Annotated in this window: 20 protein-coding genes and 1 pseudogene; 10 read left to right on the top strand and 11 right to left on the bottom strand. The window is 66.9% G+C overall.

Features of this window, described 5'->3' with window-relative positions; translation table 11 throughout:
• Positions 1 to 45: 45 nt before the first annotated feature.
• Positions 46 to 1,944, bottom strand: coding sequence for an alpha/beta hydrolase (locus BO1_RS53610; protein ID WP_043287400.1), 1,899 nt, complete (start codon positions 1,942 to 1,944; stop codon positions 46 to 48).
• A gap of 216 nt (positions 1,945 to 2,160) precedes the next feature.
• On the opposite strand from BO1_RS53610, the gene BO1_RS53605 reads away from it, so the two are divergent.
• A complete protein-coding gene (locus BO1_RS53605) occupies positions 2,161 to 3,915 on the top strand; it encodes a glycoside hydrolase family protein (protein ID WP_245643955.1) in 1,755 nt (584 codons plus the stop codon).
• Between the two features lie 48 nt (positions 3,916 to 3,963).
• Here the strand turns inward: BO1_RS53605 and BO1_RS53600 are convergent, their stop codons facing one another.
• A complete protein-coding gene (locus BO1_RS53600; RefSeq protein ID WP_043287399.1) occupies positions 3,964 to 5,037 on the bottom strand; it encodes a glycosyltransferase family 2 protein in 1,074 nt (357 codons plus the stop codon).
• A 272-nt stretch (positions 5,038 to 5,309) separates the two neighbouring features.
• Positions 5,310 to 6,428 carry a PLP-dependent cysteine synthase family protein gene (locus tag BO1_RS31645; RefSeq protein ID WP_028220978.1) on the bottom strand — a complete coding sequence of 373 codons (1,119 nt, stop codon included), beginning with the start codon at positions 6,426 to 6,428 and terminating at the stop codon, positions 5,310 to 5,312.
• A 173-nt stretch (positions 6,429 to 6,601) separates the two neighbouring features.
• Here BO1_RS31645 and BO1_RS31640 point away from each other — a divergent pair, with 173 nt between their 5' ends.
• Positions 6,602 to 7,708 carry an MraY family glycosyltransferase gene (locus tag BO1_RS31640; RefSeq protein WP_028220977.1) on the top strand — a complete coding sequence of 369 codons (1,107 nt, stop codon included), beginning with the start codon at positions 6,602 to 6,604 and terminating at the stop codon, positions 7,706 to 7,708.
• Between the two features lie 211 nt (positions 7,709 to 7,919).
• On the opposite strand, the gene BO1_RS53595 is transcribed toward BO1_RS31640, so the two are convergent.
• Positions 7,920 to 8,585, bottom strand: a complete 666-nt coding sequence (locus BO1_RS53595; RefSeq protein WP_043287396.1) for a pyridoxamine 5'-phosphate oxidase family protein — start codon at positions 8,583 to 8,585, stop codon at positions 7,920 to 7,922.
• Between the two features lie 293 nt (positions 8,586 to 8,878).
• On the opposite strand from BO1_RS53595, the gene BO1_RS31630 reads away from it, so the two are divergent.
• Positions 8,879 to 9,331, top strand: coding sequence for a host attachment protein (locus BO1_RS31630; protein WP_028220976.1), 453 nt, complete (start codon positions 8,879 to 8,881; stop codon positions 9,329 to 9,331).
• A 120-nt stretch (positions 9,332 to 9,451) separates the two neighbouring features.
• Here BO1_RS31630 and BO1_RS53590 read toward each other — a convergent pair whose 3' ends face one another.
• The 5 genes and pseudogenes from BO1_RS53590 to BO1_RS31605 all read right to left on the bottom strand — a co-directional run bounded on the left by BO1_RS53590 (position 9,452) and on the right by BO1_RS31605 (position 13,402).
• Complete coding sequence (locus BO1_RS53590) at positions 9,452 to 9,628, bottom strand: DUF1427 family protein (RefSeq protein WP_043287393.1); 177 nt, start codon at positions 9,626 to 9,628, stop codon at positions 9,452 to 9,454.
• 73 nt (positions 9,629 to 9,701) lie between these two features.
• Positions 9,702 to 10,670 carry a quinone oxidoreductase family protein gene (locus BO1_RS31620; protein WP_028220975.1) on the bottom strand — a complete coding sequence of 323 codons (969 nt, stop codon included), beginning with the start codon at positions 10,668 to 10,670 and terminating at the stop codon, positions 9,702 to 9,704.
• Positions 10,671 to 10,842: 172 nt separating this feature from the next.
• Positions 10,843 to 11,140: pseudogene (locus tag BO1_RS58175) on the bottom strand (MBL fold metallo-hydrolase); the annotation flags it as partial.
• A gap of 37 nt (positions 11,141 to 11,177) precedes the next feature.
• Entirely contained in the window at positions 11,178 to 12,311 is a 1,134-nt protein-coding gene (locus BO1_RS31610; RefSeq protein ID WP_028220973.1) for an RNA-guided endonuclease InsQ/TnpB family protein, read from the bottom strand.
• Between the two features lie 164 nt (positions 12,312 to 12,475).
• A complete protein-coding gene (locus BO1_RS31605; RefSeq protein WP_084688317.1) occupies positions 12,476 to 13,402 on the bottom strand; it encodes an MBL fold metallo-hydrolase in 927 nt (308 codons plus the stop codon).
• A gap of 214 nt (positions 13,403 to 13,616) precedes the next feature.
• Between BO1_RS31605 and BO1_RS31600 the strand changes: the two genes are divergently transcribed.
• The 6 genes from BO1_RS31600 to BO1_RS31575 all read left to right on the top strand — a co-directional run bounded on the left by BO1_RS31600 (position 13,617) and on the right by BO1_RS31575 (position 19,019).
• Complete coding sequence (locus BO1_RS31600; RefSeq protein WP_028220971.1) at positions 13,617 to 13,961, top strand: ArsR/SmtB family transcription factor; 345 nt, start codon at positions 13,617 to 13,619, stop codon at positions 13,959 to 13,961.
• A complete protein-coding gene (locus BO1_RS31595; RefSeq protein WP_028220970.1) occupies positions 13,958 to 14,446 on the top strand; it encodes a YeeE/YedE family protein in 489 nt (162 codons plus the stop codon). The genes BO1_RS31600 and BO1_RS31595 overlap by 4 nt, the downstream gene beginning before the upstream one ends.
• Position 14,447: 1 nt before the next feature.
• A complete protein-coding gene (locus BO1_RS31590; protein ID WP_043287391.1) occupies positions 14,448 to 14,930 on the top strand; it encodes a DUF6691 family protein in 483 nt (160 codons plus the stop codon).
• Between the two features lie 82 nt (positions 14,931 to 15,012).
• Positions 15,013 to 16,404: a transposase gene (locus BO1_RS31585; RefSeq protein WP_028220968.1), complete on the top strand. Its 1,392-nt coding sequence runs from the start codon at positions 15,013 to 15,015 to the stop codon at positions 16,402 to 16,404.
• A gap of 21 nt (positions 16,405 to 16,425) precedes the next feature.
• Positions 16,426 to 18,129 (top strand): bifunctional protein tyrosine phosphatase family protein/NAD(P)/FAD-dependent oxidoreductase, encoded by a 1,704-nt coding sequence (locus BO1_RS53585; RefSeq protein ID WP_028220967.1) that lies wholly within the window; start codon positions 16,426 to 16,428, stop codon positions 18,127 to 18,129.
• Between the two features lie 44 nt (positions 18,130 to 18,173).
• Positions 18,174 to 19,019 (top strand): sulfite exporter TauE/SafE family protein, encoded by an 846-nt coding sequence (locus tag BO1_RS31575; protein ID WP_028220966.1) that lies wholly within the window; start codon positions 18,174 to 18,176, stop codon positions 19,017 to 19,019.
• 70 nt (positions 19,020 to 19,089) lie between these two features.
• Here BO1_RS31575 and BO1_RS31570 read toward each other — a convergent pair whose 3' ends face one another.
• The gene (locus BO1_RS31570; RefSeq protein ID WP_028220965.1) at positions 19,090 to 19,470 is read right to left on the bottom strand and encodes a DUF5594 family protein; all 381 of its coding nucleotides are present in this window, start codon (positions 19,468 to 19,470) and stop codon (positions 19,090 to 19,092) included.
• Between the two features lie 220 nt (positions 19,471 to 19,690).
• Positions 19,691 to 20,584, bottom strand: a complete 894-nt coding sequence (gene rarD, locus BO1_RS31565) for an EamA family transporter RarD (protein WP_028220964.1) — start codon at positions 20,582 to 20,584, stop codon at positions 19,691 to 19,693.
• Positions 20,585 to 20,891: 307 nt separating this feature from the next.
• On the opposite strand from rarD, the gene BO1_RS31560 reads away from it, so the two are divergent.
• On the top strand, positions 20,892 to 21,680 hold the full coding sequence (locus BO1_RS31560) for a sulfite exporter TauE/SafE family protein (protein ID WP_028220963.1): 789 nt from the start codon (positions 20,892 to 20,894) through the stop codon (positions 21,678 to 21,680).
• Positions 21,681 to 21,696 lie beyond the last annotated feature (16 nt).

Genomic DNA, 21,696 nt, shown 5'->3' with positions numbered 1-21,696 from the left:
TGCAAGACGCCGCCCGGGCTCAGGCGGCTCGAACACGCTGAAGCATCACGCTGCTGAACCAGCGGGCGCCGCGCCCGATATCGGGCCGACAACGGCCCCAACATCGTCCGCCCGCTGCGCAGCCACCGCGCTCTCGCCGACCAGCTCGGCGCACACCCACCCTGCGAAATCGTCCATCACGGCGTTGCGCGCCTCGCGCGTGAAGAGCGCGTGATCGAGACGCGGCAGCGTCATCGCGCGCACGTTCGGCACGGCGCGCAAGGCGGCAAGCGACGCGCCCAGTTGCAGGCGCGCCTCCTCGAGCCCGGAGTCGAATTCGCCATACACGAGCCGCAACTGGACTTGCTTCGCGTCGACCTCGTGCAACAGCGCGAGCGCCTCGTTGGCCACCACGGGCCGCCCGGTCTTACGCTCGACCGCGTGCGCGAGCGCCAAGGTTGCGCGGCGCATGCCACGCTTCGCGAGTACGGCGGCGATACGCAGCGGATGGGTGCCGGTCTGCCCGCGCAGCGCGCGCTTCCATTTGTCGGCATCGAAGAGCGCGCGCAGGTAGGTCCGCGACGACACCATGCGCTGCTCGCCCGGCGAGCGCGCGGCGCCATCCCACGTGAACTTTTGCAGATTGACGCCGTACGCGGCCACCACGTTTGGATGAAGCGCACACACGTGCAGGCTCACGAACGCACCGCCGCACACCCCGAAGGCGACCACGCGCGCATGGCCGCGCGCGACGAGCCAGTCGGCGCCGGCAGCGGCGTCGTCGCGCAGTGCCGTCGAATAGAGCATGTCGAGCGTCACCTCGGGCGCCGGCGGCTGCGCGTCGCCGAGGCCGCCGACGTCCATGCGCAGCGTCGCCACGCCCTGCTCCGCGAAGCGCCGCGCGAGCAGCACGGAAATCCGGCCGTCGCCGATGTGATGCGCGGCGCCCGTGTTGATGAGCAGCACGGCGGGCGCGCCCGGCTGCGGGACGTCGGGCTCGCAGTGAATGCCGAAGCAATGGCCGAAGCGCACGGGCCGCTCGGTCGCGCGATGGCGCGCGAGCCGCAGATACGGCTGGGGGTTGACCGACGCGAATCCCGCGCCCGGCTCGAAGGCGGGCCGCGCGGTTGCGCTGGCAGTGGCGGTGGCTGCGGTAGCCGCACGCCCTGCATCCTCGGCAAGCCAGGCGCTCACGCGCGAGAACGCCTCGACGGGCTCCTCGCTATAGAGCGCTTCCAGAAAGAAACGATCGGATTCCTCAAAACCGCCCTGCTCGACCTCCACACCGTGCTGCGTGTAATGCGCGGCGAGCGAAGCCGTGAGGTTCGTGCCGCTCGAATCGAGCAGCAGCACGCGCGCCGCGGGAAAGCGCGTGTCGCGCATCAGATCGACGGCCGAGAGCGCGGCAATGTCGTCGCCGTGCATGCCGAAGCCGAAGGCCTCCACGTAGGCGGCGTCGTCGGGGATGGGCACGGCGCCCATGCCCGCCGACGTGCTCAGCCAGCCCTGCCGGTGCGCGCGCAACTCTCGGATATAGCGGCGGCCAGTGACCGGCGGCGCGAGCAGGACAAGCGCATCAATGCCGGGAGCGTCCACGCCGGAAGCATCCGCACCGCGCAGCCGCTCGGCCGCCAGCGCGGCGAGCGTGGCGCCCAGGCGCAAGCCCACGAGCGCCACGCGCGTCACGCCGGTCGTCGCACGCAGATGCCGCACGGCGGCGCCCACGCTCGCGAGCCACGCCTCTACGCGGCCCGGGTCGTCTTCCATGCCTTCGGCGTCGCCGGTGCCCGGGTAGTCGAACCGCAGCACCGGCATGCCGGCCGCGGCGAGCCGCTCGGCCAGCTTGCGCCAGCCACGGTGCGTGCACAGGGCGTCATAACCAAACGGATTGCATAGCACCACCCCCATGTGGCCCCCGGCAGGATGCAGCCAGCCGAAAGCGCCGTCGAACACGACAGGGATCATGGAATGACTCCTCCTTCAAGGGTCTGGCCAGACGCTCGCGGCCGCACCGCGCGGTGTAAGGCAAATCTAATTTTTAGTGCCTCGCCGCTCCGTGCGCCGACGCACAAACGCACACGCATGTCTCATCCAGAATGGGCGGGACGCGCGTTTCTTGATCGAGGGGCGAGGGGGCAGAACCCCCTGCGCATCCGCGCGCGCCTGCATGATGACCACGCCATGAGCACCCTGCCCCGTCACAAGCCGAGCATCAAGCGCAGCGCCACGCGCAACTTCGCCGGTAGCATCCTGCCGATGTTCGGCGCGCTCGCGACGACACCTGTCGAACTCCAGCGCATCGGCGCGACACGCAGCGGCGGGCTCGCCATCGTCCGGATGGTGTGTGACGATGCAGCGCGTGCTGATGCTCTGCGTGCTGATGCTCTGCGTGCTGATGCTCTGCTTGCTGATGCGGCGCTTGCCGATATGGCGCTTGCGGATGTGGTGCTTGTCGGTGCGGCGCGTGCCAATAGAGCGCGTACCGATACGGTGCTTGCCAATGCAGTGCGTGTCGATGTAGCGCGTGCCGATACTGCACTTGCCCCAAAAGCACGCGCTATGGCGGCGCTTGCCAGGTTCAGCACCGCGCGCGCTTGCGCGCTTGCGCTAATTGCTGCATCGCTCGCACCGCCATTCGTGCCCCAAGCGCATGCGGCAGATACGTCCCAGAACACGCCCGCCGCATGCTCCGCGCGCACGATGAGCGCTGAGGCGTTTCTCGACAGCATCGCCGTCAACACCCACATCGACTACACGGACGGGGCCTACGCCGACGTGCGCAACGTGGCGAAGGATCTTGCGTGGATGGGCGTGCGCCACGTGCGTGACGGCACGCCTGGCGCCTCGGCGCCGCTCTCGAGCTACGTCTGGCTCGCGCAACAAGGTGTGAAGTTCAACTTCATCGTGCGCGGCAACGTCGCCGATTCGCTACAGCAACTCGATCGCTTTGCCGCCGCCGCGCCGGGCAGCATCGCCGCCGTGGAAGGCTTCAACGAGATCAATAACTTCCACGTGAGCTATAACGGGCTCACCGGCGACGCGGCCGGTTTCGCCGCGCAGCAGGCGATCCATGCGCACGTGCACGGCAGCGCAAGTCTCCCCGGCGTGCCGGTGTACGACCTCACCGGCTACGAATTCACGCGCGTCGCCACGCGCGCGGGCGCCGCCGACTTCGCCAATCAGCACGTCTATCCGCAAAACGGCGAGCAGCCCGCATACAACCCCAACGGCGACAAGTGGATGGCCTGGGCCATCGACGGTCTGCGCAAATACGACCTACCGTTCGTGGTGACCGAGTTCGGCTACTTCACGCTCCCGCAGTCGGGGTGGTACAGCATCGGTGTGGACGAGGCGTCCCAGGCCAAGGGCGTGCTCAACGGGTTGTTCGACGCTGCGAGCCTCGGCACCACGCGCACCTACATCTACGAGTTGCTCGACGAAAAACCCGATCCGCGGAACGTGAACAATGAGATGCACTTCGGTCTCTTCAGAAACGACCAGTCGCCCAAGCCCTCGGCCAGCACGATACGCAATCTCACGACGATCCTGCGCGCGAATGCGGCTGCCGCAGGACCCGCCAATACACAGGCCGGCGCGCAAACCGGCACGCCGCCAGATACTTCGTTATCCTGTTCATTGCACGCAATGCCGGTGTCGGCACGCAGCCTGCTCCTGACCAGGGGCGACGGCCGCTATCTGCTTGCGCTCTGGAATGAAGTGCCCTTCTGGGACCGGGCGACGGGCAAGCCGCTGAACGCGCCCGGCGCAAAGGTCCAGGTGGAATTTGGCACAGCCGTGAGCCGCATCGCGCTCTACGATCCCACCGTATCGGCCGATCCGCTCGTGCGCCACGCCGATGTGCGGCAGCTGGCCGTGGACGTGCCCGATCACGTCGTCCTGCTCGAATTCACGCGCGCAGGCACGCCGGGAAGCTGAACGCCCGACGCGCCGCTCGCGCATCGAGCGCGCGTCACCCGCCCCTTATCACTTCCCTTTTAGCCACGCGCGCAGCGCGAAGAACGGCCGATAAACGCAGGGGCACGCAGCGTAGAGAAACATGCGGATTTTGAAGCCCATTTTCACGCCCGGCGTGCGCAGCAGCAGCGCGAGCTTCGCACCGAAACCTCGCGCCGCGAACACATCGCGCGCGTAGTGCTCGCGCGCAAGCTTGGGCACGAGCAGCGCGCGCATCGGCTCGCCCACACCCGCGAGTTGCGCATCGCGCTGAAACTGCTCCGATTCGACGAGCCCGAAGGCCGTCGTGAGCTTCACGCGCGCGACGAACTGCTCGACGGTGCGATAGCGCTTCTTGCCCGAGAGCCCGCCGCGCCGGTAGCGCACGAGCGGCTCGCGCAGGCTGTGCGCGCCGCCCGACATGACCGCGCGAAACGTCATGATCTGGTCTTCGGCCATCGCGCCCGGCAGCATCGGCCCGAAGCGCTCGAACAGACGCCGCGACCACGCGTGCGAGGCGCCCACGACCCACGGGCGCTCGCGCGCCCAGTCGTCGAAATTCTTGTACTGGCCGAGATCTGTCGGGGCAATCCGGCCCGCTTCATGGTCCGTTGCATGGCTCACTGCCGCGGACACGGACGCCGCCGCGGGCTCCAACTCCACGAGATCGGAGGCGATGAGGTCCACACGCTGCCCGAGCGCGTTCCAGCAGTCGACGAGCCGCGTGCAACGCTCGGGCACCGAGACGTCGTCGCCGGCGGTCACCACGAGCAAGGCGCCCTGGCTCATGGCGGCCAGCTTCGAGAGATGCGCGCTGATGCCCGCGTTCTGTTCGTTGCGGTTGAGCACGATCCGATGCGGGCCGCGATAGTCGCGCACGGCCGCTTCGATGGCCGCCCAGGTGCCGTCAGTCGAGCAATCGTCGGAGATCAGGATTTCGAGCGGCGAGTAGCGCTGCGCCAGCGCGCCCGCGACGGCGTCGGCAATAACGCCCGCCTGGTTGTAGGCGATTAGCAGCATCGACACGAGCGGGCGCGAAGCGTCGTTCGCTGGGGGCTCGGTGCGTTCGGCGTGTCGGTGAACCTGAGCGTTGTCCTGAGTCATCGGCAATGACGGGCCCGCGAGCGCGGGCGAATGAGTTGGCGCAGGGGACGGCCCTCGAATGGCCCCCTGACCCGGCACGGGCGCGTCATACTATCATGCGCGCGTGCCACCGCGGAGGCCCGGCAACCCGGCAGGGCGCGCGACCTGCGCCGCTTGTCGCTTCGCTTGTTACCCAACTTGCTACCCCGCTGGCACCGTCGCTAGCAGGTCCGCTTGTTACCCCGCTTGTCGCCCTGCTAGCAGCCCCGCTGGCAGCCCCACTATTGCCCCGCTTACAGCCCGGCTGACTGCACCGCCGCAGCGCTGCCCATGGCGAACACGGGCTCGCCTTGCACGGCGCGCGCGATCCACCCCTCGGCGCCCGCGAGATCGATGCCTTGCGCCGCGAACCACGCGTCGTCGTAATAGGTCGAGCGATAGCGCTCGCCGCTGTCGCACAAGAGGCTCACGATCGAGCCCGACTCGCCACGCGCCTTCATGCGTTCGGCGAGCCAGAGCACGCCGACGAAGTTCGTGCCCGTCGAGCCGCCCACCCGCTTGCCGAGGCGCCCGGCGAGGTAGCGCATGGCTGCGAAGGCCAGCGCGTCGGGCACCTTGACCATGGCGTCGACGCAAGTGGGAATGAACGAGCGCTCCACGCGCGGGCGGCCGATGCCTTCCACGCGCGAGCCGGTCTCGAGCGCGAGCCCGGCCTCGGGCGCGCCCGCCAGCACACTGCGGAAATAGTCGAAGAACACCGAGTTCTCGGGGTCGGCGCACAACACGCGCGTGAGGTGCCGCCGGTAGCGCACGTAGCGCCCAAGCGTGGCGATCGTGCCGCCGGTGCCGCCGCTCGAGACGAGCCAGGCGGGCACGGGATGCTCCTCGGCCGCCATCTGCCTGAAAATCGACTCGGCGATACTGTTGTTGGCGCGCCAGTCGGTCGCGCGCTCGGCGTAGGTAAACTGGTCCATGAAGTGACCACCCAGCGACTGCGCGATGCGGTGCGACTCCTCATAGATCTCCGAGGCCTTGTTCACGAGGTGGCAGCGCCCGCCGTAAAACTCGATCTCCTCGATCTTCATGCGCGACGTGCTGGCCGGAATCACCGCCACGAACGGCAGCCCGAGCAGACGCGCGAAATAGGCTTCGGAGATCGCGGTCGAGCCGCTCGACGCTTCGACCACGGTGCTCTTCGCGTTGAGCCAGCCGTTGCACAGGGCATAGAGAAACAGCGAGCGCGCAAGCCGGTGCTTGAGGCTGCCGGTGGGATGGCTCGATTCGTCCTTCAGATAGAAGCGCAGTTCGGGATAGCCGGGCAGGTCGAGCGGGACGAGATGCGTGTCGGCGGAGCGGTTGAAGTCCGCGTCGATCTTGCGGATCGCTTCGCGAACCCAGGCGGAATGGGGCATGGGCGAAATCCGTCGGATGAGGGTGCGGCCATCATGGCACAAGGGCACGCGCGGGGCGCCCAGGATGCGCGGCCTGGCACCAGCCGCACCGGCGGCGCTGGCCGCGCGCCGAAAGCGCCACGCCGCCTTTGTATAATCCCGGATTCCGTCTTCTCGCCCTGCGTTCACCTTTCATGCTTAGTTTCGCACTCGGCTTTCTTGTCTCGCTGCTGGTCACGCTGCTGATCGTGCGTTATGCCCATCTGCACGAAAGGTTCTCCGTCGACTCCGACCTCGCGGGCGTGCAGAAATTTCATGTGCGCCCCGTGCCGCGCATCGGCGGCACCGGCATCCTCATCGGGCTCGTGGTCGCGGCGGCGCAGCTGCATTTCGCCTATCCGGCCGTGGCGGGCGGCATCCTCGGCATCGTCGCGTGCGGCCTGCCCGCGTTCGCCTCGGGGCTCGTCGAGGACCTCACCAAGCGCGTTTCGCCGCTTGCGCGCCTCGTCTGCACGATGGCCGCCGCCGCGCTCGCGTATTTCGTGCTCGGCATCGCGGTCACGCGCATCAGCGTGCCGCCGCTCGACTTCCTGCTCTCGTACGCGGCCATCTCGTGCGTCATCACCGTGCTGGCCGTGGCGGCGCTCGCCAACGCGATCAACATCATCGACGGCTTCAACGGCCTCGCCTCGATGGTCGCGTTCATGATGTTCGCCTCGCTCGCCTACGTGGCGTTCCAGGTGCACGACGCGGTCGTGCTCTCGGCCTCGTTCATCATGATGGGCGCGGTGCTGGGCTTCTTCATCTGGAACTTCCCGGCGGGCCTGATCTTTCTCGGCGACGGCGGCGCCTACTTCATCGGCTTCATGCTGGGGGAGCTCGCGATCCTGCTCGTGATGCGCAACCGCGACGTCTCGGCGTGGTATCCCGTGCTGCTCTTCATGTACCCGATCTTCGAGACCTGCTTCTCGATCTACCGGAAGAAGTTCGTGCGCGGCATGTCGCCGGGCATTCCCGACGGCGTGCATCTGCATATGCTCGTCTACAAGCGCCTCATGCGCTGGGCCGTTGGCGCGCGCACCGCGCGCGAGCTCACGCGCCGCAACTCGCTCACCTCGCCCTACCTGTGGCTGCTGTGCCTCGTCGCCGTGATTCCGGCCACGCTGTTCTGGCGCCACACGCTGCACCTGTTCTGCTTTGTAGTGGTGTTCGCGCTCACTTATGTCTGGCTCTATGTGAGCATCGTGCGGTTCCGCTCGCCCAAATGGCTTGTGGTCCGCAAACGCCATCGCCGCACCTGAGCAAACGGACATCTCGCGGGAAAACGCGCGCAACCGCGCTTAAAACACGGGCCGGCGCCGGCGAAGACATTCCGAAGGGTGCCAACGCCGTCACGAACGGAGCCGAGAAGGTCGAGTAAGGTCGCCGGGATCGCTGAGGCCGGCCACGCTTCGCCGCGGTGCTGCGTGACCGGCCCGGTTCATTTGGCTCGTTTGGCTCGCTCTGGCCTGTCTAATCGCGCGTGAGCCCCCGCAGGCGCGCCACCTCCGACTCCAGCTCCCGCACACGCGCCTCCTGCCGCACCGCTGCTTCCTCCATCTCGCGGATGCGCTCGTCGCGCGCATCGAGCGCCGCCTTCACGTCGTCGGCCTCGAAGCGCTGCGGAATATGCTGCGGGCAGTTGCTGTCCCACGCCGTCACCGTGAACTCGATCGCCCGGCCGGAGCGCGCCTTGTAGCCCGCCGGCATGAGCCGCTCGACCCGCGCCGCGTCCTCCACGACGCGCGCCTCGCCCCAAATCTTGATGCGCCTGCGCCGCGCATAATCGATCAGGAACAGATACGCCTTTGGGTTGTCCGTCAAATTACCGAGCGTGATGTATTGCTGATTGCCGATGAAGTCCGCAAACGCGATGGTGCGCGCGTCCAGCACGTGCAAAAAACCGGCCGGGCCGCCACGATGCTGGATGTAGGGCTGGCCGTCCACGTTCGCGGTGGCGAGAAACACACTGCGCTGCGCCTCGATGAACGCGCTCACGTCCGGCGTGAGGTCGGTGCCGAAGCCGCGCTGCGCTTCCATACGCGCATAGATTTCGCGCGAGCCGAGCCGTGCCTGCATGGCCTTTACAGTTGGCGTGAACGCGACATCGCTCGTATAACGGATAGCAGATGGTTCCATTTCCGACTCCCTCACTGCGTGCCCTGGAGTCTGCAAGATAGATCCTTGCATCGGGAAAGAGAATCCCGCAGCCACGGGAATCATCCTCCCGAAATCCGGAAAGACACAGCGCGTGCCGCGGGTCGCCATGAAGCCCACGATGACGCACGCCCGGGCGCGTCCGACGCACCGGCCGCGCATGCCGCGCCGCCGCAAATCGCGAACGCGCTACCCTTGATGTTCGCGCCGCGCCGCGCGAATCCACTCACCGCTTCGGCCCGGCGTTGCGCCGAAGCACCGGCAGGGAGGCTAGCATGTCGAACATGATCTGGGTCGTCGTCGCCAACCGTGTGACCGCACGCATCTTCGCGACGGAAAGTCCGCTAGGCGCCATCGAGGAAATCGAGACGCTGCTGCACCCGGAAAGCCGCGTGCCCGAACAGAGCCTCGTGAGCGACCGCTCGGGGCGCACCGAGCGCTCCGCCGCTGGCCGCCAGCAGAGCGATCCCGACACCCAGCACCATGAACGCGAAACCAGCCTGTTCGCGTCGCAGGTTGCGACAACGCTCGCCAAGGCCCGCAACGACGGCCGCTACGGCACGCTCGTGCTGGCCGCGCCGCCCGCGTTCCTCGGCGCGCTGCGCAAGGCGCTCGACGCGCAGACGCGTAGCCTCGTCACGCTCGAGCTCGACAAGGACCTCGCGCTGCTCGACCCGCGCACGCTGCGCACGCATTTTCCCGAGCGGCTGGTGCGGGCCCAGGCCTGAGACGCCTTCGCGGGCTGCGCGCGTGTTGTACATGCTGCGCGCGTTGGGTCTGGCGGCGCGCCGGCGGCATCGGCCCGTGGCCTATGGTCCACCGCCGCCGCCGGCATGCCTCGCCCGCGATCAGCCCGCGAGATGGGCAATGCAGGTGCGCGCGAAGCCAAGCACGTGCTCGCCCGCCAGCATGCCGAGCAAACCGATGAGCGCGATCGTGGGCGGCGCGGGCGACTTTACGTTGAGCAAGCTGTAGATAAGACCTACGAGCGTGCCCACGGCGAACGAAACCAGATAAGCCTTCATCGTCGGGCTCCCGTGTTGGGCTGTTTTACCGTCATGGGTTGTCGCTGGACCTGGCCAGCGACGGCGAGGCGAGTCAGGCAAGGTCGATCACGACGCGCCCCGGCGTGCCCGCCGCAACGGCCGCATAGGCTTCGCGCGCGCGCTCGAGCGGATAGCGCCCGGCCACCACCGGTGCGGCGAAGCGCCCGGCGTCGAAGGACTCGGCGAGCGCGCGCATGATCGGCGCGGCCTCGACGACGCCCAGCTTGGCGCTATCGGCGCCAAAAAGCTGCGTCTCGTTGTGATAGAAGTCGATCAGATCGAACTCCACGCGGCGCTTGCCTATGGCGCTGATCTCGACCACCCGGCCACGCCGCTTCGCGAGCGCGAGCGCCAGCTCGAACGCGACGCCGCCCACGGCGTCGTAGACCACGTCTGCGCCCGCGCCACCGGTCAGCTCGCGCACGCGCCGGGCCGTGTCGGCGTCCATCGGCACGAAGGCGTCGATCAAACGCGCCGCCGGCGAGTCGGCATGCGGCGCCTCGGGTCCTACGCCGATCACGCGCGCACCGCGCGCCTTCGCAATCTGCGTGACCGCGCCGCCCACGCCGCCCGACACGCCAATCACGGCGATCGTCTCGCCCGCGGTGAGCTGCGCGTAGTCGACGGTGCCAAGCCAGCCCACCACGAAATTCACGCCGATCGCAGCGGCCTGCTCATGCGTGAGCGACACGGGCTTGCGCACGAGCGCCGCCACCGGAATCTCGATGAACTCGGCGTGCGTGCCGTCGCGCGTGAAGCCGATATCGCCGCCCGTGCCCCAGACTTCGGCGCCGACCCACTCACTGGGGCCAGCCGTCACCACGCCGCTGAAATCGCGCCCCGGCACGCGCGGCCGCACGGTGTGATCGAAGTGGCCCGAGACGTTCTTCACGTCGCTCGGATTGACCGAGGCGCTTTTCACCTGCACGAGCGCGCTGCCGGCCGCGGGCACGGGCGTGGGCAGATTGACGAGCTCGAGCACGTCGGGCGTGCCGAAGGTCTTGAACTGGATGGCTTTCATGGCGTGACTCCGCTTGGATCATGGTGGCCGGCTTCGCCCTAGGTGGGCGAAGCCGCGAGAACATGAAGCGGAGTCTAAATTGCCGGCATGCAGTCGAGTGGACAGATGCTTTCGATGTTCGGACAAACGGCAATCGGAGCGCCCGATCGGAGCGGGACGTCGGCGCGGGGAATCAAAGCGCGTTCAGCGGAATCTTGAGATATCGCACACCGTTGTCCTCAGGCTCGGGCAGGCGCCCTGCGCGAATGTTCAACTGGATCGACGGCAGGATCAGATTGGGCATGGCGAGCGTGCGGTCGCGCGTGGTGCGCATCTGCACGAAGGCGTCCTCGGTCACCCCATCGTTCAAGTGAATGTTGCCACGACGCTGGGCGTTCACGGTGGTTTCGAAGCACGGGCCGCGCGACTCGGGTCGGGAGTCAGTCGGGCGGATAGTCGTGGCACTTGACTGCTCGCCTCCCTGAAGGGAGGGGATTCCCACTTCACAGAATGCAACCCGAAATCATCTCAACGAGACATGGGATTTACGCTTTCTCCATGGGCTGACACCGCGAGCCCCGCGGCCAAAACATTACGAGCTGCATTCACGTCGCGGTCGTGGATCGACCCGCATTCCGGGCACGTCCACGAGCGCACGCCAAGGGGCATTTTCTGCACGGTATGGCCGCAGTCACTGCATCGCTTGCTGGACGGATACCAACGGTCGATGCCGATCAGCGTGCGCCCGTACCACTCGGCTTTGTACGTCAGTTGCCGGATGAACTCTGACCAGCTTGCATCGCTGATCGACTTCGCCAAGCGGCTGTTCTTCTGCATGTTGCTGACGGCAAGGCTTTCGATGGCGATCACTTGGTTCTCGTTTATCAACCGGGTCGAAAGTTTGTGCAGGAAGTCCCTGCGGGCGTCTGCCACCCTGGCATGCAGTTTTGCAACCTTCAGCTTCGCCTTCATGCGGCGAGCCGATCCCTTCTGTTTCTTCGCGAGCCTGCGTTGCTGCTTCGCGAGCTTGTTTTCGTACTTGCGAAACGTGTTCGGAGCGCCGACCTTCTCTCCAGTCGAAAGGATTGCGAAGTGCGTCAGACCGAGATCGATTCCGACTTGCCCCTTCACCTTCGTCTTCTCCAACACAACGTCGTCGCAAAGGATCGAGACGTGGTATCGGCCCGCCGTATCTTTGGACACGGTCACAGTCGTCGGCTTTGCACCCTTCGGCAACGTGCGTGACCAGCGGATTGCCAGCGGCTCGTCCATTTTCGCCAGCTTGAGTGCCGTGCCGTCCCACTTGAAAGCGCTCGTTGTGTACTCGGCTGACTGGACGCCACCCTTGCGACGGAAGTTCGGATACTTCGCCCGCTTTGCGAAGAAGTTGGCGAACGCCGTCTGCAAATGCCGAAGCGCCTGCTGTACCGGGACCGAACTCACCTCATTCAACCACGCATGTTCTTGTGTCTTTTTTAGCGCCGTTAGCGCAGCGGAGGTCTCGTGGTAGCCGACACGTTCCTGGCGCTGATACCAGGCATCGGTACGCAACCGAAGCATGTGGTTGTAGGCGAAACGTGCGCAGCCAAACGTCCGGGTAAGCACTTCGGCTTGCTCGGGCGTCGGATAGAACCGGAATCGGAATGCGCGCTTGACGTCCATTTCTCACACAATATCATACGATCGTGTGAAATAAGCGCAGCTCTGTAGCCTTTGGCTGCGCTCCTTTCATTCCCGCCCTCAGGACGGGATTTCCCTGAGCAAGATCTGATGAAGCGGAGTCTAAATTGCCGACGCACGCTTTTCGTATTTCAGACATAGCGCAATCAGAGCACGTTCATCGGAATCTTGAGATAGCGCACGTCGTTGTCCTCGGGCTCGGGCATGCGCCCTGCGCGAATGTTGACCTGGATCGACGGCAGAATCAGGTTTGGCATGGCGAGCGTGCGGTCGCGCGCCGAGCGCATCTGCACGAAGGCCTCCTCGGTCACGCCGTCGTTCAGGTGAATGTTGCCGCGGCGCTGGGCGCTCACGGTGGTTTCGAAGCTCGGCCCACGTGAGTCGGCGGTCGGATAGTCGTGGCACACGAAGAGGCGCGTCTCGCCAGGCATTTCCAGCAGCTTGCGCACCGAACGGTAGAGCGTGTGCGCATCGCCGCCCGGAAAGTCGCAGCGCGCCGACCCCACGTCGGGCATGAAGAGTGTGTCGCCCACGAACACCGCGTCGCCGATTTGATAGGCAAGGTCGGCCGGCGTGTGGCCCGGCACGTGCATCGCGCGCGCCGCGAGCGGGCCGACTTCGAAGCGCTCCTCGTCCTTGAAGAGATGGTCGAACTCGCTGCCGTCGGCGACGAGCGTCGCGCCCAGGTTGAAGACCGCGCGGAACACGCCTTGCACGTGGCGGATGTGCTCGCCGATCGCGATCTTGCCCCCCAGTTGCTGCTTCAGATACGGCGCCGCCGAGAGATGGTCGGCGTGCGCATGCGTCTCCAGCAGCCAGTGCACCGCGAGCGCGTATTCGCGCACGAACGCGATCACGCGGTCGGCCGATTCCGTGGATGTACGCCCCGATTTCGGGTCGTAGTCGAGCACCGGATCGACAATCGCGCACACCGAACCGCGCCCCGAGTGCACGACGTAAGTGACGGTGGCCGTGACCGGATCGAAGAACGGCTCGACGATGGTGGCGGCGGTGGCGGCGGTGGCTGGCGCGGCGGGCGCAGTGCTCGCGGGAACGGGGGCTGACTCGGACATCGGGGACTCCATGCGGCCTTGACGTGATAGTTGGCTGCTGAATGCGTGGGAAATGCGCGTTGACGCGTTGAATACGAGGCTCGACCGGCCTATGATTTATTGAAACACATATTATGAATCGATATAATGTTTGTCAACCAACTGTCAGGCGACGAACGTCAATGTTTCTGTACCCCGCGTTCATTGCCCCATTCAGCGCTCGGCGCCACGACACATGAATTCACCGCTCACCCCTGAAGCGCGCGAGGCGCTGCGCGAATCCGCAGAGAAGTGCTGCGCCCTGCTCAAGGCGCTCGCGCACGAAGACCGCCTGCTCCTCTTGTGCCAGCTCACCGAAGGCGAGCGCAATGTGGGCGAACTCGAAGCGCTCGTCGGCGTGCATCAGCCGAGTCTCTCGCAGCATCTCGGCGTGCTGCGCGAGGAAGGCCTCGTCGAGACGCGTCGCGAAGGCAAGTACATCTACTATCGGCTCGCGAGTCACGAGGTCATCCAGGTGATGCAGACGCTCTCCAGCCTCTACTGCGGCCGGCTCAAGGCCCGCCCGGCGAGTTCATCGTGAGCCTCGACCTCGCCCACTTCACGCCGCTCGCCTCCTTTGCGGGCGGCCTCATGATCGGCGCCGCCGCTGCGCTCTTCGTACTCGGCAACGGGCGCGTCGCGGGCATCAGCGGCATCGTCGGCGGCCTGCTGCAGAGCGTGCGCGGGGTGTACGGGGAGCGTGCCTGGCGCCTCGCGTTCATCGCGGGACTCGCCGCCGCGCCGTGGCTCTGGCGGCTCGTTGCCGCAGGCGCCAGCGCAGTGGGCACCGGGTTGGCCACCCTGGGCGCCGGCGCCCTGTCGCCCAGCATCGATGCCTCGCCCGTCACGCTCGTTGTCGCCGGACTCCTCGTCGGCCTGGGCACGCGCTACGCCTCGGGCTGCACGAGCGGCCACGGCGTATGCGGCATCGCGCGCGGCTCGCTGCGCTCGTTCGCCGCCACGGGACTCTTCATGGCCGCCGGCTTCGTCACCGTGTTCGCGGTGCGTCACCTCGCGGGAGCCTGACATGGACACGCTCGGCGGCAACGGCTCACACAACGCCCTGCGCAACGTCAGCGCCTTCGCCTGCGGCCTGCTATTCGGCCTCGGCTTGATCGTCTCGGGTATGGCGAACCCGGCCAAGGTGCTAGCCTTCCTCGATCTGGCCGGGCGCTGGGACCCGTCGCTTGCCTTCGTGATGGCGGGTGCTGTCGCCATCGCGAGCATCGGCTTTCGTCTTGCGCGCACGCGCACCGCAAGCGTGCTCGGCGCGCCCATGCAGTTGCCCACGGCACGCCGCGTCGATGCGCGTCTGATCGTGGGCGCCCTCGTCTTCGGCGCGGGCTGGGGCCTTGCGGGCTTCTGCCCCGGCCCCGCGCTCGTGAGCGCCGCGAGCGGCCAGCCGCGCGCGTGGCTCTTCGTGGCCGCCATGCTCGCGGGCATGGCGCTCTTCGCCGCGCTTGAGCGCCTTTCCGACGCAGTCGCCCGCCACCGTCATTCATCTAGCTAGTCAGGAGCGGCCGTATGCGGAAGTACAAGAAACAGATCAAGGAAGACTACCCAGGAAGCAAGGAGCCGAAGGAAATTTTGGAATGACAACCGTCACCCGTACTCTCTACGCAACGCCGTCCTCGCTGCCCGCTATTCGCGCGGTCTGCAAAGCGATGGCGTTCGTGCGTGCCGACCTCTGGCGACGCTACGGCGCGCTGGGGAACGTCGGCAAAAGTGCGGCTGACATCCGCAAGGAAGTGACTGCCGCGGGCCAGTATGCAGGGCTCGCGGTGGACGGCACGATCCGGGCCGAGACCACGAAGGATGCCGTCAACGACATTCTGACGTACAAGGCTGCTGCCTGCGCGAAGGTGCGGCAGGCCGTCGCGAAGCGGACCTCGGACGAAGCCGAGCGCAAGCGGCTCTATGCGCTGGTGAAAAGCGACAAGTGGCTCGAAGATCGGTATCTGCACCGGATGATGCGCAAGCACTTCCGGCACGGCGTGTCGAGTTGCGATAACCAGTTCATCGTGCGTTCCGATAGGCACGATGTCGCCATCGTAGGTGGCCTGCTCGTCATCACGATCTCGATCGCCAAGCGGTACGGCGAGCCGATCATGCTCACAACGAACAGCAGCGGAAAGGGCGTGAACCTGAAAGGCTGCAACCTGCGCATCATACTGAAGAGCGACGTTGTCGAAGTCCATTATGCGACTGAGAAAACCGCTGGGCGCCCCTGCGGGAGTGCGGAAGTCGGCGTAGACAAGGGCTACACCGAAGCATTTGCGGATTCGGATGGAGGGTTTCACGGCGAGGAGTTCGGCGCTGTGATGACCGTCTACAGCGACACGGTTGCGAAGACGGGGAAGACTCGCAACAAGTTGCATGTGCTTGAAAAGAAGCATCGCGCAGCCGGCCGTATCGCGAAGGCGGATCGCATCAAGGCGAACAATCTTGGTCGCGTGAAGCTTGAAGCGCGTCGCGATCGCACGCAGAAGCACTTGCGCACGATTGCGTATCAGGCCGCCCACGCCATAGTGGGCAAGGCCGCTGTCGTTGGGTCTGAAGACCTGACATCGCCCATCAAGGGCAAGGGTCAGTGGCGGAAATACAACCGCCGCATGAGTGCATGGGCCAAAGGTGTTCTGGCTCGAGCGCTTTACGAGGTTTGTGAGCAGCGTGGCGCGACGCACGTCGTCGTCAATGCCGCCTATACGTCGCAAATGGACTCGTTCTCGGGCCTCCTGGAAGGGAAGCGCGAGGGCGACAAGTTTTACCGTGTCAACGGGGACGTTCTTCAGGCGGACACCAATGCTGCTCGGAACGTGCGAGCGAGAATTCACGACGGGGAAATCACCCGGTACATGCCTCACCTTCAGGTGAAGCAGATTCTTCTCGCACGCTCCTCCGGCGCAACTGAGCGTCAAGAGGCTTCAGTTGGGCGGCGAAGGTCGCGTCAACGAAGTGCAGATAAATCCATTGCTCGGCTCTGAGCAGTTTTTCTGGAACAGTCCATGCAAATCGTGCAACACGACGCGCGCTTCGCGAGCGCCGACCAGATCACGCCCGCCGACCTCGCCGATATCGCCGCCGCCGGCTATCGCTCGGTCATCTGCAACCGGCCCGACGGCGAAGGCGGCCCGTCGCAGCCGGCTGCGGCGCAAATCCGCGAAGCCGCGAAGCAGCTCGGCCTGCAATTCGCTTATCTGCCTGTCACGCCGGGCAAGATCGGCCCCGATGAAATCGCGCGCTTCGCCCAGTTGCTCGCCGACATGCCCGCTCCCGTGCTCGCGTATTGCCGCACCGGGAACCGCGCGACCAACTTGTGGCAGTTCGCACAGGCGAGCGCGCAGGCGCATCCCGTCACGGCGCCGGTCGAGACTGGCAGCACGGCGTCGGCGGCATGTAATTGGGACAGCGGCAGCGAAAACAGCAGCGAGAACGGCAGCAAAAGCCTCGCGCACAAAAACGCCGCGCCGGGCGGCACGGGCAAGCGCTGGGACGTCGTCGTGATCGGCGGCGGCCTCGCGGGCATCAGCGTGAGCGCGAGCCTGCTGCGCCGCCAGCCGGGCTTGAGCATCGCGATCATCGAACCGAACGACCACCACGACTACCAGCCCGCATGGACACTCGTGGGCGGCGGTGCGTACGACGTGAAGAAGACGCGCCGCCCCATGGCGAGCGTGATGCCGCGCGGCGCGACGTGGATCCGCGCGGCGGCCACTCGCGTCGAGCCGCATGCGGATCTCGTGCGCCTCACGAACGGCGAGACCATCGCGTACCGCCAGCTCATCGTCGCGCCCGGGCTGCGGCTCGCGTGGGAACGCATCGAGGGGCTCGAAGCGACGCTCGGCAAGAACGGCGTCACCTCGAACTATCGCTACGATCTCGCGCCCTACACGTGGGCGCTCGTCCAGCAGATGCAGGGCGGCACGGCGCTCTTCACGCAGCCGGCCATGCCGATCAAGTGCGCGGGCGCCCCGCAAAAAGCCATGTATCTCGCCTGCGACCACTGGCTCAAAGCGGGCGTGCTCTCCAAACTCAACGTGGAATTCGATCTCGCCGGCGCGGTGCTGTTCGGCGTGCCGACCTTCGTGCCACCGCTCATGGAGTACGTGAAGCGCTACGACGCGAAGCTCGCGTTCTCATCGAATCTCGTCGCCATCGACGGCCCCGCGCGGCGCGCCACCTTCGAAGCGAAGGACGCCGAGGGCAATGTCACGCGCATCGAGAAGCGCTTCGACATGATCCACGTGGTGCCGCCGCAGGTGCCGCCCGATTTCATCCGCGACAGCGAGCTCGCCGATGCGGCCGGCTGGTGCGAAGTCGATCATGCCACGCTCCAGCATCCGCGCTGGCCCAACGTGTTCTCGCTCGGCGACGTGTGCTCGGCGCCCAACGCCAAGACGGGCGCGGCGGCGCGCAAGCAGGCCGTGATCGTCGCGGAGAACCTGCTCGCCGCGCGCGCCGGCGAGGCGCTGCGCTATCGCTACGACGGCTATGGCTCGTGCCCGCTCACGGTCGAAAAAGGCAAGGTCGTGCTGGCCGAGTTCGGCTACGGCGGCAAGCTGCTGCCCACTTTCCCGCTCAACCCCACACGGCCGCGCCGCCTGATGTGGTTCCTCAAGGCCAGCGTGCTGCCGCGCTTTTACTGGAGCGGCATGCTCAAGGGCCGCGAGTGGTTCACGGGTGCGGCGCCGGGCGAAGCGTCGCGCTGAGCGCTGCCGCAGACACTGCCACCTTTGACAGGAGATCACGGTTCATGGACGCCGCTACGCTCGTGAGCGCCGCACTCGGCTCGGTCGTCGGGCTCATCCTCGCGCTGACGGGCGCGGGCGGCGCCATCGTCGCCGTGCCGCTGCTCGTGTTCGGCCTCGGCCTGGGCGTCGCGCAGGCCGCGCCCATTGGCCTGTTCGCCGTCGCGCTCGCGGCCGGCATCGGCGCCCTGCTCGCGCTGCGCGAAGGCAAGGTGCGCTACAAGGCCGCCGCGCTGATGGCTGCAACCGGTGCCGTCATCTCGCCCGCCGGGCTATGGGTTGCCCACCGCGTGCCCGACGCGCCGCTCACGCTCGTCTTCGCGCTCGTGCTGGCACGCGTGGCGTGGCGCATGTTTCAGCAAAAACGTGGCGCGGAGCACGATCTGCACAGCGGCGCCGAACCCTGCCCCTCCGATCTGCCGTGCCGGCTGAATCTCGAGCGCGGCAAGCTCGACTGGACCGCACCCTGCGCGCGGGCGCTCGCCCTCTCGGGTGCGGCGGCGGGCTTTCTCTCGGGCCTGCTCGGCGTGGGCGGCGGCTTCGTGATCGTGCCCGCTCTCAAGCGCGCGTCGGACATTCCGATGCAGGGCATCGTGGCCACCTCGCTCGCGGTCATCGCGCTCGTCTCGACGGCGGGCGTTGCCGCGTCGGCGGCCAGCGGCCACATGCTCTGGCTCAACGCGCTGCCGTTCGCGGCGGGCGCGCTCGCCGGCATGCTGGGCGGCCGCGGCTTCTCACGCCATGTGAGCGGCGCGCGGCTGCAACAGTCGTTTGCGGTGTTCGCGGGATGCGTGGCCGTTGGCATGGCCGTAAAGGCCGTTCATGCAATAGCGCTTGCGAGCGGCATCTGACGCGTGCAGCGCACAGCGCCGGGCCGCGGCGCACCCGGGCGGCGCTCACGCGGCTGGCCTACGGCGCGGCTCAGCCCTCGAAATCGAGCCCGCCAATCAGCACTTCCGGCTCGCCTTGCGTGCGGGTGGTGAAATCCACCGGACGCGCCGTCTCCCATGAGGCCATCTTGCGCACCGTCGCCTCCAGATAGTGCTCGAAGCGCGCCTCGCCATCGGGCTCCATGAGGCGCTCGATCTCGTCGACGTCCCACGTGAGCGACACATTCAACGGATGCGAGTAGGGATGGCGCACTTCGCTCGGCAGACCGGACAGGCGCACGCGAGTGGGATGCCCGCGCCCCTCGTGGGGCACGACCTCGACGCTCACCTCCGGACCGAACTGGCTCGCGAGCCGCGCGGCGATGCGCGGCGCGAATTCTTCTTCGAAGCGATAAACGGCAGCGCTGCTCATGCGCGGGTGTCTCCTGCTGTTTGTGCCGATCGTTTATGCCGATCGTCTTGATCGTGGCGGCTGGCCGGATAGATGACCGCGAAACACCGGCCATGCGGCAACGGGAGCGGATCATGCGTCGAGACATGCTAGCGCGAGGCAGCCGCGGGAGCCAACCCCTGTCAGACGGTCCCTGCCGCGCGCCCCCTGTGTGTTGCGCGCCGCCGGCGCTCAGGCCACCTCACGCCACCTCATGCGCGCGCCGCGCCGCGAGCATCGTGGCGCGCAGCCCCTCGAACGAGTAGAGCGCAAGTGCGATCCAGATCGCGCCATAGCCGATCGCGCGCACCGAGCCAAACGGCTCGCCATAGACGAGCACACCCGTGAGCAGCTGAAGCGTGGGCGTGACGTACTGGATGAGGCCGAGCATCGAAAGCGGGATGCGCCGCGCCGCGGCCGCGAAGAGCAGCAGCGGCACGGCCGTGATCGGCCCGGCGGCAGCCAGCAGCAGTTGCAGCCCGAGCGGCGCATGCGCGAAATGGCCTGCGCCGGCCATACCGATGATCGTCAGATAGACGATGGCGACAGGAAACAGCAGCACCGTCTCGAGTGCGAGGCCCTCCAGCGCGCCCAGCTTTGCGGTCTTGCGCAACAGGCCGTAGCCGCCGAAGGTCAGCGCGAGCGCGAGGCTGATCCACGGCGGCGCGCCGTTCTGCCAGGTGAGCCAGGCCACGCCGAGCGCCGCGACCACCACCGCGCACCATTGCAGCGGGCGCAGCCGCTCGCGCAGGAAGGCATAGCCGAACAGCACGTTGATGAGCGGATTGATGAAATAGCCAAGACTCGCCTCGACGATATGCCCCGCGTTCACGGCCCAGATGTAGATGCCCCAGTTGGCCGAGAGCAGCACGGCGCTCGCCGCAAAGCGCGCGATGAGGCGCCGGTCGCGCAGCGCGGGCCGCAGCCAGGCCCAGTGATGCCGCACGAGCAGCACGGCGAGGATGAACACGAGCGACCACGCCATGCGGTGCGCGAGCATCTCGAGGGCGGGAATCTGGTGCAGCGTCTTGAAGTAGACCGGAAAGAGCCCCCAGATCGTGAAGGCGGAAAAGGCGTAGACGATGCCGGGATTCATGAGTCGTTCTATTGAAGCGGGGTAGGCAACCGTGCGCGGCGCACGTTGTCCCGCAAATTTTGGGGGAGATTTGAAGCGGCCCTGCGCCGATCCGCCGGTTTTGCGACAATAGCGGATTTTCGCCGCCAGCCTTTGCCGCTGTCCAGCCTGACGCTACGCTTACGATTTTCCGGTGGGCGGCACGGTGATCGCCGAGACCCGATCTGCGCCGCCCAACTTGAGCGGCCCGACTTGGGCGGCCCGACCTGGGCGGCCCCATCTTTTCAACAAAAAAGCAGCGCACGAACCCCGATTAGCGACGCCCGCGATGGTCCTACCTCATATCGATCCGCTTTATTCGCTCTCCGGCCTGCTGGTCGGATTCCTGGTCGGCCTGACTGGCGTGGGCGGCGGCTCGCTGATGACACCCATCCTCGTGCTGCTGTTCCACGTGCATCCCGCCACGGCGGTGGGCACCGACCTGCTCTACGCGGCAGCGACCAAGTCGGCGGGCACGCTCGTGCACGGCCTCAAGGGCTCGGTGGACTGGCGCGTGACCCTGCGCCTCGCGGCGGGCAGCGTGCCTGCCGCCACGATCACGCTGATCCTGCTGCACCGCTACGGCATGGACACGCCGCGCGCCGGGCATCTGATCCAGTCGGTGCTGGGGGTGGCGCTGCTCATCACGGCCATCGCGCTGATCTTCCGGCCGCAGCTCGCCGAGTTCGCGGCGCGCCATCGCCACGGGCCCAGCGAGGCGCGCACGCTGTTCTTCACGATCTTCACGGGCGCCGTGCTCGGCGTATTGGTCTCGCTCACCTCGGTGGGCGCGGGCGCCATCGGCGTGACCGTGCTGCTGCTGCTCTATCCCGCGTTGCCGACGGTGCGCATCGTCGGCTCCGACGTGGCGCACGCCGTGCCGCTCACGCTGCTCGCGGGCGCGGGGCATTGGCTGCTCGGCTCGATCGACTGGTCGATGCTGCTTTCGCTGCTCTGCGGCTCGCTGCCCGGCATCGCGATCGGCAGCATGCTCTCCTCGCGCGCGCCCGAGAAGCTGCTGCGCGGCCTGCTCGCCGCGACGCTCACGCTCGTGGGCGTGCGCCTCGTGCTCGCCTGAGCGCCTCGCAAGACCA

This window comes from Paraburkholderia oxyphila NBRC 105797 (assembly GCF_000685075.1).
Classification (GTDB): domain Bacteria; phylum Pseudomonadota; class Gammaproteobacteria; order Burkholderiales; family Burkholderiaceae; genus Paraburkholderia; species Paraburkholderia oxyphila.
Note: the sequence above shows the minus strand (reverse complement) of the source record. Positions and strands in the feature narration are given on the sequence as shown.